The 12,878-nt window shown below is 46.4% G+C and carries 8 protein-coding genes; 2 read left to right on the plus strand and 6 right to left on the minus strand.

The annotated features are described in order from the left end of the window. Positions 1–64: 64 nt before the first annotated feature. On the minus strand, positions 65–2,227 hold the full coding sequence (gene gnpA, locus L6H70_RS25930; protein WP_236337103.1) for a 1,3-beta-galactosyl-N-acetylhexosamine phosphorylase: 2,163 nt from the start codon (positions 2,225–2,227) through the stop codon (positions 65–67). Between the two features lie 12 nt (positions 2,228–2,239). Further along, a complete protein-coding gene (locus L6H70_RS25935) occupies positions 2,240–3,259 on the minus strand; it encodes a glycoside hydrolase family 88/105 protein (protein WP_236337105.1) in 1,020 nt (339 codons plus the stop codon). A 429-nt stretch (positions 3,260–3,688) separates the two neighbouring features. On the opposite strand from L6H70_RS25935, the gene L6H70_RS25940 reads away from it, so the two are divergent. Then, a complete protein-coding gene (locus L6H70_RS25940) occupies positions 3,689–4,630 on the plus strand; it encodes an AraC family transcriptional regulator (RefSeq protein WP_236337106.1) in 942 nt (313 codons plus the stop codon). 190 nt (positions 4,631–4,820) lie between these two features. Continuing rightward, positions 4,821–4,910, plus strand: coding sequence for a putative holin-like toxin (locus L6H70_RS28945; protein ID WP_353953971.1), 90 nt, complete (start codon positions 4,821–4,823; stop codon positions 4,908–4,910). Between the two features lie 227 nt (positions 4,911–5,137). On the opposite strand, the gene L6H70_RS25945 is transcribed toward L6H70_RS28945, so the two are convergent. The 4 genes from L6H70_RS25945 to L6H70_RS25960 all read right to left on the minus strand — a co-directional run bounded on the left by L6H70_RS25945 (position 5,138) and on the right by L6H70_RS25960 (position 12,799). Then, a complete protein-coding gene (locus L6H70_RS25945) occupies positions 5,138–6,304 on the minus strand; it encodes a DUF4317 domain-containing protein (protein WP_054943811.1) in 1,167 nt (388 codons plus the stop codon). Between the two features lie 139 nt (positions 6,305–6,443). Beyond that, positions 6,444–7,181, minus strand: a complete 738-nt coding sequence (locus L6H70_RS25950; RefSeq protein ID WP_236337107.1) for a hypothetical protein — start codon at positions 7,179–7,181, stop codon at positions 6,444–6,446. A 308-nt stretch (positions 7,182–7,489) separates the two neighbouring features. Further along, on the minus strand, positions 7,490–9,553 hold the full coding sequence (locus tag L6H70_RS25955) for a methyl-accepting chemotaxis protein (protein WP_341482766.1): 2,064 nt from the start codon (positions 9,551–9,553) through the stop codon (positions 7,490–7,492). Between the two features lie 132 nt (positions 9,554–9,685). Beyond that, entirely contained in the window at positions 9,686–12,799 is a 3,114-nt protein-coding gene (locus L6H70_RS25960; protein WP_341482767.1) for an EAL domain-containing protein, read from the minus strand. Positions 12,800–12,878: the final 79 nt, after the last annotated feature.

A 12,878-nucleotide genomic window follows, 5' to 3' on the forward strand; every position in this document is an offset into this window, starting at 1 on the left:
AAGCCCGGGGCATACAGCCACAGGCTTGAGCTTTTTCAAAAGAATATTCTGTAGATTAGAAGTATTAACCACCGATTGTAGTAATCACTGTATCAAAAGGAGCCAGCTCCAGCGTCTGCAGGCCGTACTCCGTCTCCACGGAGGTCTTCTGCGGCTCAGCGCTGTTGTTAATCACGACCAGAATCTTGCTCTCCGGATAGTAAGCGCACTCTGTATAGAGGTTATCCGTGATGTACTTGTTGTCCTGCAGCTCATTACCCGCATAGCGGATCAGGTTCAGCAGCAGTCTGGTATTCTCCAGATTGAATTCGAACGACGGCAGGTAGATTCCCTTGCCTTTGCCGAAGGCATTCGTGGACAGTGTAACTCTCCCGCCGGCTTGCTGCACTACTGATGCCGCTCCATCGGTAAGATAGATCCCCTGCTTGGCTTCAATGCTTGCGCCTTCAGGCAGCAGGCCGAGCTCATCCTTAGCTTCAAAAGCCCATTTGCCATGAACCACTCTGGCGCCGGTATCTTCATCCACACCAAGAACATGGGCCATTCGGAAGTAGGTGTCATAGCCTTCAACGGCGGAAGGCTGGTTAACCCCGATGAACGTGCCGCCTTCGTATACCCATTTGGTCAGAAGGTCTACAACTTTGCTGTCCTTCCAGTGCTTCCCGCCGCTCCAGGCTGAACCGACCGCACCGGCATTGATTACAACATCAACGTTCTGCAGTACCCCCTGGCGGATATCCTCAAAGTCGATGAACTGTACTTCCACCGGCGACCCGGATAAGGCTTCATTGATATGAATCAGATCATGCATGAAGGTTTCATGGAAATGGCCGGACAGCGTCCACGATCTCAGCTTGCCCCAGCTGTGCAGAACCGCTACCTTGGTCTTCACCTGATACGGCTTGCCCTGGTTATGCAGCTCTTTGATCTCTCTGAACTCATCAGCAATCTTCTCGATATAATCGCAGAAATCCGGATAAGGCTCGACCAGGTGCAGGTATCCGCCTAGTCCAATCCGGTCAATCGGCTCCCGGAGCAGCGCGCGCCGGATGTTGATCCAGTATTTTTTGGCATCCAGGGTAGGATCGCCGCCTTCCATAAAGGTAGGGGCGCCGCCCAGGCCCACCGGGAACAAATAAGGATGCAGCCGGATCTCATGCGTGTCTACTTTTACCCCTGAACACATCCGTGCTTCATAGCCCGAGAATACGCATTTAATCATTCCGTCGAAGCCAAACTCCCCGAATCGGTCATTATAAGGCTCCATGCCCACCCAGCTGTCATCATAGAAAACATACGCCTTCTTGCCGTGGTTATGTACAATGTCAATGAGCTGCTTGCTGAAGCCAATCACAAAATCATTAATAAAAACCATCCAGTCGAGCTTGCGCTGCTCCGCCGGAATATGACTGACGCGATATTTGCCGCCGTTTACGAAATCCTCAGCCGTCAGCGAGTAGCCATATTTTTTGGCAAACACATCAAGTGCTCTGACACTCACTGTAAAATCATAGGAACCCCAGTCCGAGAACAGATGGCGGTTACGCTCACTGCTGCCCCAAATCCAGGCAAAATTATAGAATAAAGAAGTAAAGCGGACAACGGTTGTTTCCTTATGCTCCGCGCACCAATTCTCCATCCAGTCCAGCATATACGCCTGCGTCTCCGGGTACATGGGATCAATCTGCATCAGATGCTCTTTGTTCCAGTTATTCGTGGTGTGGTTGTACATGGAGATCTCTTCCCAGATCCGGTAGGCCATGAAGCTGACTGTGTATTTATGCCAAGGCGTAATTCCGGTCAGAACCACATTCCCCGATTCGCGGTCATAATTCCACTGTTCTCTGGGAACTTCTTGCCCGGTCGTCCGGTCGATAACCTGCCAGTATTTGAACGCCTCTTTGGAATCATTGACTCTGAACTGTTCCGCGAAGAAATCCTCCATCAGATAGACGGATAAGTAACCCTGCACCGCAACCTTCGGATTCGTAATCAGAAAACACTGCTGCAGCTTATCGAGATTCTGCGATGACCACTCATTGTGATCTCTGATGATGCAGATCGTAGAATAGATCCCGTATCCGGCATTAATAATCTCATCGGACAACTTCGTGCCGTCACTGTCACGGATAACATCGGCACCCCAGCGTTCTGCCAGTTCCAGGGTCAGTGCCTCATAACCGGATTCACCCGGCAGGGTAAAAGCCCCCTTAGTCGGTTTAGCCAACTTGTTCACCTCCTATTTAATCATATCGGACAGAAAAGCAAGCGCTAAGCCTTGTCCCCAGCCCTGGATCCAGTCCTTAGGAATATTGCGGTACCCTTCACGGTCCTTCATCACGGCAGTTCCACCCGACACCCCAAGCACCCGTCCATCTTCGCTGATATTCTCCAGGATGCCCTTAAGCGCTTTTTGCACATATTTGGTATGCAGCGGATTGCCGTTATTGATCATGGCTGCGGCAATCCCGCAGGAGGCAGATACCTCTTCATAAGATTCCTCGTCATCCAGCACTGTCCGCCAAAGGCCATTCTCTGTCTGCACAAGCTTCAGCGCCGCCAGCTGATCTCGCAACGAACACTCCACATCCATACACTGCGGATACAGATACCAGTCCTTCAGCAGCGGTTTGACCTGCGACATGGTATAAGCGCCCCAGGCATTGGCTCTGCCCCAGTACAATCCGGACATGTGATCCTGCTTCACATTGTTGTAGCCATGGAACCAGAAGCCGGTGCTAGGGTCCTGCAGGTATTTGATATGCCAGTAATACTGATTAAGGGCATCCTGGATCATCGCCTGATCATTCAGCTTGCTTCCGACACGCAGCAGGAAAAATGCCGCCATAAACAGCGTATCCGCCCAAGCCTGCTCCGGAAAATCATTCGCCACGGATACGGTATGCTGCAGCACATTGTCTCCGAACCTTAGCGCATGATTCTGGAGATAATCCACCTTACTCATCACAATATCCCAATATTTCTGATTGCCGGTCTCTTCGTACAATGTGATCATCACATGGCCCATGGCACAGGTGTTGACTGTCCAGTCCGGCAGGCCCAGCTCGATATATTCATCCGCCCACTGGATAAGCATATTCAGATAATCCTTATTTCCGGTAGTCTTATAGGCTCTGGAGACCCCGTAATAAGCCACCCCGCAAGGCCAGTCCCACGTTAAGTCCATAGCCAATGTTTTGCGGGTGACCTTATCAATTACCTGTAAAATCTGTTCTCTGTCATAATCCAATTGAAGCATTCTTATTCCCCTCTCGTCCGCACACGCCCCCAAAGGCGATTGAGAGCCGTCCGCCTTATTGTAAACGCTTTATAGTTTCTATTGTAAGCAGTATAATGGTATACATCTAGGCACATTCGCAGCAAAACTGCGCAATTTCGACTATTTATTGTTATAAAAGTTAATAGTACTAACGCTTTTGGGATGGGCCGTGACTACAGAGAATGTTTGGACTTCCGGCCGCTGTTGTCTTCAGATTTCTTGATTTAAATCGCCATTGGCGGTTGAAATCCGCAGACAAAGGCGAACGCTACGCTCCTACAGTTCCAAAATTCCCCTCCGCCACTTTTCCCTAAAGGTATAATTTTTACACAATATAAATAAGAGAAATTTATTGTCCATTACCTGTATAGCAATTCTAATTAACGAAATGAGAACGGGAGATGAAATATGCCCAGAAAAAAGAAACCCGTCATCGAGTACCGCCACTACAGCCTGCCGATTAACTTCCCTGTCCTGCTGTTAAGCGGGGAGCGCTGGAGGATTTCCGATATCAAAAGCGAGCATCTGCATTTCCATAATCATTTGGAGATTGGCATTTGTTATTCAGATGGCGGCATTATGGAGATCAAGGGGGAATCCGTCCCTTTTAAAGCCGGAGATGTCACCGTTCTTCCCAGATATCTTCCCCACACCACGTACAGCTCGCCCGGTACTGCCAGTCTGTGGTCCTATCTTTTTTTCTCGCCGGAGGAGCTGTTTCAACCCTCTCTTAAAAGCGCTTACAGCACCTTCGAGCCGAACCTGTGGCGGATACAGGGAAAGAACTGTATTTTGAACAAGGAGCAGTATCCCAAGGTCCATGCTCTCGCCACTTCGGTCGTAGAGGAGTTGAAGCAGCAGAATCCATACTATCAGGAAAGTGCGTACGGCTTATTGTTGTCTCTCTATATAGAGCTTCTTAGAATCCATTCCACGAATGAAACGCTGACTGAACAAGATACCGAGCATAATCTAAAAGGGGATTTTGTCATCTCTCCGGCGCTGGAGTATATCACCAAAAACTACATGGCCCCCATCACCATCGATTATCTGGCGGAGCTATGCCACTTAAGCACCACCCATTTCCGCAGAAAATTCCATGAAATCATGGGTACAGCCCCCCTCGATTTCCTGAGCAGCACCCGGATTGAGGAGGCCTGCAAACAGCTGAAAAGCACGGATGCTTCCATCCTTTCGATCTCCGAGCAGGCAGGTTTTCATTCCATCTCCAGCTTCAACCGCAGCTTCTCCCGGCTTATGGGCACATCGCCCAAGGAATGGCGTAAAGGAGCGCAATCCGAAGCGCAATCGGCGAAGGCGTCGATTTTGGAGTTTACGGGGTGGGTGTGAGGCGGGTGTGAGGTGGGGACAAGAACATGGAGCTCTAATTACCACTATAGAAAAACAAAGATGCTCCGGAAGTGATTACGGAGCGTAAGTTTATTAACACAATATTCCAAACAAAGAGGCCTCGTGCTATAATTGCAGAAGCAATAGAAGGCTTGCAAGGGCGGCCGGCTAATCTCCCGGAAGGGAGGTGATGCCAGTGGAAGTATACCAAGCATTGACGTTAATGATTTCATTTGCGACTCTGATTGTGTTGATACTTTCTTTCCACAAAAAGAAATAGGCCGCCCGGTCAAAGGGAGCGGTCTATTTCGGTAGGTAAACCCTTTTTAAGCCTCCGCCCTTAAAAGCGGCTGTTGCAAACGGAGAGTCGTGTTAGCGCACGGCTCTCTTTGCATTGTACGCTGTTTCTGAGTCGAGTATACCACAGTGATTTACAAATGTTAACACCAGTAATACGGTTAACTCTATTTACATACCAGTAGGAGCAGGGTTCTAATCCTAAATTAACTACAAAATTTCCGTACTCAGCGTAAAGCCCTCAATTACAACATCCTCGTCAACCTCGATCATAATGCAGCGTTTCCCCTGATAATTCACCTGCTTCAAATACCGCAGATCCTGCGGGCTGACGGAAATGGTTGCTACCTTGGTCTCGATCTTAATCGACTTGGTCGTAAATTTCGGAATCACGCTGCTTGCCTTCATTTCGTAGTTCCGGTCGTCGATGATTGTTTCGAAGGCCAGCTCCACCTTTTCTGCCGTCACATTCTCTACCCCGCTCACCTTCAGGACGCGTTCCACATCCTTGAAATCCAGCGTAGGCGGTTCTTCCTCTCCTGCGGCATCTTCGATGACCTGCTGGATCTGCTCATACACCTGGGCAATGGTCGTCGTATCGAGCTGTTCGCCTGCCAATTCCTTCACGATGTCCTCGAAATAGGCTCTCTCTTCCAGTGCAGTTACAGAGGTCTCTGCATTCAACACCTGCTCAATGAAATGCGGGTCCGGAAAATTAGATTTTCCCGTGCAATATAGAATGCGGTTCACATCGGAATAGTTGTCCGTCACACTCGGATAAAAGAATCCCTGCTCCGGTGAGCTGAGCTTAACGATCGGATCGACGATGACATTATACTTGAACTCCCGCTCGACATAATCGAACATGAGGTTTTTACGCTGCTGTTCCGTAGAATTCACGCTGCATAGGATAAACTGATGCGCAAAGGTCTCGTTCTTCTCACTCTCTTCCGCTTCATCATTTCTGGCCTTCGTCGGCCGGTGATACTGCCCGCGGACGAAGGTAATCACCGTGTCTTTTTCATATTTGGTATCGGCCAGCATCTTGTCCACCAGCATCAGCATCAGATCCTGCCATTCCTCCGGATCACCGGTCACCAGGCCTTGGTGAAGCATGACCTTTGTCGGCTCCTCAGCTTCCTCCTGAAACTTCAGCTCGAACAGCTTATGGTCAAGCTCGCCGGTCAGCAGTTTTTTGAAGTTGCCCATATAGAGCTCCTGCTTCTCTCTGTCCACCATACCAAACGGCAGGCGCTCCCAATGATAAACCTCGCTGCTGTCCTTCATAATATAGACGTTAAGGATATCGTATAGGCTCAGCAAATCATGATCCAGCTTAAACTGCTTGCGTATGTGCGCTACTTCTTTTTTATTCATAATGGATTCGGGGCTCCTTCAATAAGTTATGACTCTATCCAGTATAAAGGATAGGGACGAATTTTTCTAAGTATCTTACAGCATAAAAAATACCCATAGCAGATCGCTACAGGTATTCACTAGGGAGTTCAGATTGCCCTTATAGATTCTCAACATACTGCTTCGCCTCACCCAGAGACATATCCGAATGCTGACGGACAAGCTTGATCGCCGGAATAAGCTTACCGTTCTTCTTGAGCTGGCGGACAGAGTCCAGAATATCTTCTGGGGGGATGGCTCGGGTATGGACAGTTTCCACTCGGCGTTTCATTTCAGCGGCTGCCTTCTGCTCCTGTTCTTGCGTAAGAGGTTCATCTGCCGCAGTCTGGATTACGGGAATTCTTTGCTGCGGCAGCATTCGAATAAAGACACCAAGAAGGGTCCCGGCAATCGAATACAGAACCAGATACTGCACGAACCGGTACAGATACAACCATACTGTGCTTAGTGTAAGAAGCTCCCCGCCCGGCTTCAGAATGGCGATGTTATCTGTTATGGCATATTCACCGGGGGCATAATTATTCACATCCTGCATGACCTGCAGCTTCCCAATAGGCGAGACTATCCATTCAAGCGGCTTGTTCGTGATGGGATTGCCTGACGTATCGATCATCATGCTGAACAGCGTAAATACAGCGATGACATAGACTATATTATGGTTCCATGTAAAGCGTTTGGCCAGCACCACAATACCAAAAATCAACAGCAGCGTAATTCCTTTTATGTACATGTTATGGAGATAGAATTGCAAAACCGCAGGCAGGACCCACCCGAACAACATCACCATGACGACTGTAAACAGAAAAACAATTACGAGAACCCTGATATTTTTCTTCATACGGCAAAAGCCTCCTTTCTCCCTTTCTAATCTATTCTTACCCAAATGTTCGATCTAGTTAAAAGAATGGTTAGGGGAGCGAAGAAGTTAATGTCTATCAGCCTCATCCGTTAGGAGCCGGGATACTTCATGAGTCACCGAAAGGAGGAGCAATCTCTTTCAACAATGATTTTCAATATTTTTCCCTTATATAGATTATTATTTTTCCGAATCAAAAATATCCCCTTCAAGTTTACTCGTTCCCTAATGATAACATTGGGCTTTTTACGAGAGTCTACTTAAAGAGGATACTAATATTTCCGCCTTGCTTATTCGACCTGGAACTGGTTCAATTCATCCTGAAGCTTTTTAGACAACAGACTGAGTTCCTGGGATAGTGCAGCGACCTGCTCAATACTGTTCAATTGATCCTGCGTGCTTGCGCTAACCTCTTCCGTCGAAGCAGAATTCTCTTCTGTAGTCGAAGAAATCACTTCCAGTGCCTGTAGAATTTCGTCCTTATGTTTATGGACTTTAGAAGTGGTATCGCTGATTTGTAACATACCCAATTTTAAAGCATCCAAATCCTTGTTAATGCTAAGGAATACCTGCTTCGTGGCTTCCACGGATTTCGCGGTTTCTTCTGCAATTCCAAGGCCCTGTGCTGTGTGTTCAACGGATATCGCGGTTTTCTCCTCGATTTCACGGACCTTTCTGCTAATCTCCTGTGTAGCCAGAGCAGTCTGTTCCGCGAGCTTACGAACCTCTCCGGCAACAACTGCAAACCCACGGCCCTGTTCTCCCGCACGTGCTGCTTCGATGGATGCATTAAGCGCTAACAGATTGGTTTGTGTGGCAATTTGATGTACCGTACCTACGATGCCCGAAATCTCATTACGGCTTAGATCAATATCATGAATAGCAGACGATATCGCCTGAGTGGAGTTGTGATTTTCTTCCGCCCATCTGGATAACTGATCCAACACATCCAATCCTAGTCCGCTTTGGTCTACAGAAGCTTCTACCATTATTTCTATGGCTTTGGTATCATTTGTGATTTCATCAATTTGACCCGATAATGATCCGGTTTTGTGGAGAATAGTATCCGTTTCGATCGACTGGTAATTGGTCGCATTGGCGATCTCAGTAATTGCCGTCGCTGTATCGTTCATGGTTATAGCTGTTCGAGAAGAAATGGATTGCAGATCCTTGGAGGACTGATTCAGTATTTCTGCGGAGGCGCCAACCATCTGAATCATATCTTGAATTTTCCGGACCATATTGAAGATTCCGATGGAAATTTGTCCGATTTCATTATTAGAACCCGTATCAAACTGAACAGTCAAATCCCCGTTTTCCACCCGCTTGATTTTGGTGAGCAGTATAGGGATCGGTCTGAGCAGGTAGCGGAGTGTGATATAAGAAAATAGAACGAGCAGGATCGCAGCTGCAGTAAATCCGCCAATTGTAAGCCATGTGAAGTTCTCTAATTCTGAGAGCACTTCATGCTCTGAAATGGTCAAACCTACAGACCATCCGGTATCTTTACTGGTGGCGTACCCGATGTAACGACTCTCTCCATTGTCTTCAATCAGCTCTACTCCGGATTCGCCGGCTAACATTTTCTTTCCGATACTCCCCAGATCACCTGGACTCTCGTTAATCTTTTCCTTTAATATCTTGGACGGGTCAGGGTGATACATAATATCCCCTGTTTTTGTGACAAGAATAGAATAACCCGTGCTGCCAAGTGAATAGCTCTTCATGATGGTCGGGATATCCTTAAACGCTATATCTACCACCACCAAACCGATTATTGCATTGTTGTCATCCTTAACCGGATAAAAAATCCCCATCAGCAAATCGCCCGTAATGATATCATTATAAGGATCGGAGTAGTACAGGCCGTCTGCTGAGACTGCCGGTTTATAATAGGGCCGTTCCTGAATATTAAAGGTTGCTTCGGATACACTACCGTCGTTCAGAATGTAATAGCCTTTGCCAGTAGTACCTGCTACCCAAGCATCTGCAAAAGCGGGCTCTTCCTTTACAATCGCTGCCAAGGTCTTCGTTACTTCAGCGGCATGGGGAGAAGTTTTGGCCATTTCAGGAGATTCAGTGGTTTCGAGATATTGTTTAAATATATTATTCGTTGACATCTGCCTGACAAGTGAACCCTTTTCCTTGAATAGAGCATCGAATTGACTGACGAGAGCCTGTGTTTTGGTCTGAAGCATGGTCTCTTGATGCTCCACAAGTATGCTTCTAGTGCTAGAGAACATAAATGTCCCCAACGTGGAGAAGATGACAACGATTATAATTAAAAGGACAATCGATAAAGTATTCGAAATACTCGATAAATTAAATCGCCTTTTTTGTACTTGTTGTAACATAAGAACTCCCCCGATCATATTTGAGTAAAGTAAATAGCTCATAAGAATATGTCGGAAAATAGCAGAAATTTTAATAGAGTAATTTTTAAATAATAACCATAAAGTGAAGTTTTAGATATTAAAGTATAAAAATTAAATAAGAGTGTTTCTCCTAACCGTCAAAATCCCCTCTACCTCTGACGCAGGCATAGGTTTATAGAAGTAATACCCTTGGATCTCATCGCATTTATATGTGTTAAAGAACTCAACCTGCGAGGCGGTTTCAACCCCTTCGGCAATGACTTGAAGCTCCAGGTTTTTGGCCAGCTGAATGATCGTCTTTGCTATGGCTTCATCCTTGTTCCCTGTGGAAATGCCGCGTACAAACTGCATGTCAATTTTGATCCGGTCTACAGGCAATGTCTTTAATCGGCTTAAGGAAGAGTATCCGGACCCGAAGTCATCAATGGAAATGTTCACTCCCAGCGCCTTCAGCTCATGAAGCACCTGGACAATATAGTCCTCCCCGTCAGCTGCCGCACTTTCCGTGATTTCCAATTCAAGATATTTCGCTTCCAATCCAGTTTTACTTAGTATGCCGCCAACAAGGCTGAGCAGGTTCCGCTCCTGGAACTGTACAACCGACAGGTTCACTGCCATGCGTATAGGCGGCAGTCCCATCACCTGCCACTCCTTAATCTGCCGGCATGCTGTCTCGAGAACCCACTGGCCAATCGGGATAATCAGCCCGGTCTGCTCTGCCAGGGGAATAAAGGTAGCCGGTGATATCATTCCTAACTCCGGGTTATTCCAACGGATCAAGGCTTCAAGCCCCACGATTTCCCGGGTTGAAACACTCACTTGCGGCTGGTAGTACAGCACAAATTCATTTCTTTCCAGGGCCCTGTACAGGCAGTTTGTCAGTTGCGTTTTTTGGAGCACATCTTCTTTCATCGCTGGTGAGCATAAGGTGTACTGGTTCTTTCCCTTTTCCTTCGAAGCGTACATCGCCAGATCGGCATTCTTAATCAATTCTTCTGTACTTTCGCCGTCTGTTGGATAGACTGCGATCCCTGCACTGGCAGTAATGAAAAATTCCTGGCCTTTGACCATCACGGGTTGAATGATCGACCTCATCAGTTTCCCGGCAATCTTCTTAATGTCCTCCACCCGGTCTATTCCAGTGAGCTTAATCAAAAATTCATCTCCGCCAAAACGAGAAACCATATCCTGTTCCCGCAAGCACCCGGAGAGCCTGGCTGCCACTTGTTGCAGCATCTCGTCTCCACCCAGGTGGCCTATGGTGTCATTAACGGATTTGAAAGCATCCAGATCTATGAATAGCACACCAATGAGACTACCGGTTCCTCTGGCTAGATGGATCGACTGTTCCAGCTGATTTTTAAACAAGGCATGGTTAGGAAACCCTGTCAAAGCGTCATAATACGCCATGTAGCTGATTTCTTTTTCAGCCTCCACTTTTACAAGCGCATCTGTCAATAAGTTGGCCAGGATTCTCAGCAGCTCCTGATGATTTCCCCCTAAGGATTTCACTGCCTTGAAGGATGCGAAGAACAAAATCCCCATAATATTGCCCTTATTTCTTACCGTAATGGAGATCAGCGACTTCATCTGATGAGACTTGAACGTCTCAATTTCTGCTTCAGCTTCTGGCGGCAGCATCTCCACGTCTATTACATTTACCAGGTCGCTGCTTAACATCTCGTTCACCCACCATGGGAATGTATCGCGGGTCAGCTTAGGAATGATGTCCATCGCGGATTCAACGCCTTCATTGCACCATTCAAAGGTTTGTTGTTGTTCAGTTAAATGAACGAAAAAAGTCCGGTCTACCTGAAAGTGTCTTCCACTCAGCTCTAACAGTTCATAGATTTTTTCATCCAGGTTGGATTCGGTTACCTTAACAAAATCACCGGAAATTTGAGAAACCATCTTCTGAAACCTGATTTGCGCTTCATTTTCCTCCAGACGCTGGAGGTATACCCGGTTGACAAAATAGGCCAGCCAGAGGGTGATGCCTAAGATACCAATCCGAGCAAGATGATCCGACCCATCCACCTGGACCATTGTTTTCGGTATTTTCACCCAAATATAAATTTGCGTAGTCAGAATTGAAATGCCTATCCACAAGATCATCAGCCGCTTATTGAAAAGAACGGAGAGCATCACAATAATAAAAGGCGCCGCCCATACGGTAATGCTTGCAGAATCAATAAAGTTAACCGCGATCAGAAGGATGGACGCTAACATAATAAGAATGAAGATGTATTCTTTATAGTCTGCTTTAATGGGTAGAAACTTAATAATTGTCAATAACGCCCCTATAGCAAAAAAGAAAAAACTGAATAATAAAACAGCGTGGAAATAGGGAACTTTCTGATTGAAAAAATACTGTGCCGCGAAATTCAGCATTCCACCAATGATGTACACAAAGGACATGATTTTTATAAATCTGTCCATGTTGACTTCACTCAATATTTTCCCCGGCTCCGCCCGGCCGCTTTTTTCCATTCCCATTAGTCCATAACGTTTAATTGCATAGAAAATAGCAGTAGTAGGCAGAAGCAGAATAACAGGTGCCATTTGGATGAATTTAAATGATGTATAGGCATTAACAATCACATCTGTCAGAGTTGCTAATATCGAGGCTATGGTACATGAAGACATGAACAGATACGCCAGCTTTTTCTTTACCGGGTCTTCCGTCTTTCTTCCCCAATTCCAGAGCAGCAATAGTACTGCCAGGATAAAACTTATGTAATACAAGTTGAAATATATATCTCCCCAGCCGTTCGTTGAAACATTAGCCCAACCCATTGGCGTATTCATTAGCTTGTACTGCCCGCTGGCTGTATCACTATAACCAAAGACAATAACATTCACCACCGCTGGAAGGTACAACAGCACATAAATCCATTTGCTTTTCAGTATTTTATTTCTCTCCGTCAGAATGAGACAGCAATGCAGCAACAGGCTGTAAACGGTTCCCCAACCGAGCGAAGTCAACCGGCGCCAAAAAATTGCGGTCTCATAGTCCGGCGCTGAATTAGCAATAGAGAAACAAAATGCCCAAACGGAAAGGGTTAGAAATATTAGTGAAAAGACCCTATTTAACCTGTTTTTAGTGTTGAGGGACAAAGTGTATATCCCCAAAATGAAATAAATAGCAAAAGCAATAAAAAAAACCAAAGAAAAAATAGATGCTAATGACATTATTGGCCCCTCCATTTGTCCCCTGCAGATCATGCTTGCCAGAGAGAAACCTTATATATTATGACTACACCTATATTTCGGTAAAATTCGGGTTCCTATTAATATCAAATGA

The sequence above is a fragment of the Paenibacillus auburnensis genome (assembly GCF_927798115.1).
GTDB lineage: Bacteria > Bacillota > Bacilli > Paenibacillales > Paenibacillaceae > Paenibacillus_AQ > Paenibacillus_AQ auburnensis.

Coding starts and splice junctions, on each gene's coding strand:
- L6H70_RS25935 (WP_236337105.1), bottom strand. CDS start 3,259: ATGCTTCAATTGGATTATGACAGAGAACAGATTTTACAGGTAATTGAT.
- L6H70_RS25940 (WP_236337106.1), top strand. CDS start 3,689: ATGCCCAGAAAAAAGAAACCCGTCATCGAGTACCGCCACTACAGCCTG.
- L6H70_RS28945 (WP_353953971.1), top strand. CDS start 4,821: ATGCCAGTGGAAGTATACCAAGCATTGACGTTAATGATTTCATTTGCG.
- L6H70_RS25945 (WP_054943811.1), bottom strand. CDS start 6,304: ATGAATAAAAAAGAAGTAGCGCACATACGCAAGCAGTTTAAGCTGGAT.
- L6H70_RS25950 (WP_236337107.1), bottom strand. CDS start 7,181: ATGAAGAAAAATATCAGGGTTCTCGTAATTGTTTTTCTGTTTACAGTC.
- L6H70_RS25955 (WP_341482766.1), bottom strand. CDS start 9,553: ATGTTACAACAAGTACAAAAAAGGCGATTTAATTTATCGAGTATTTCG.
- L6H70_RS25960 (WP_341482767.1), bottom strand. CDS start 12,799: ATGATCTGCAGGGGACAAATGGAGGGGCCAATAATGTCATTAGCATCT.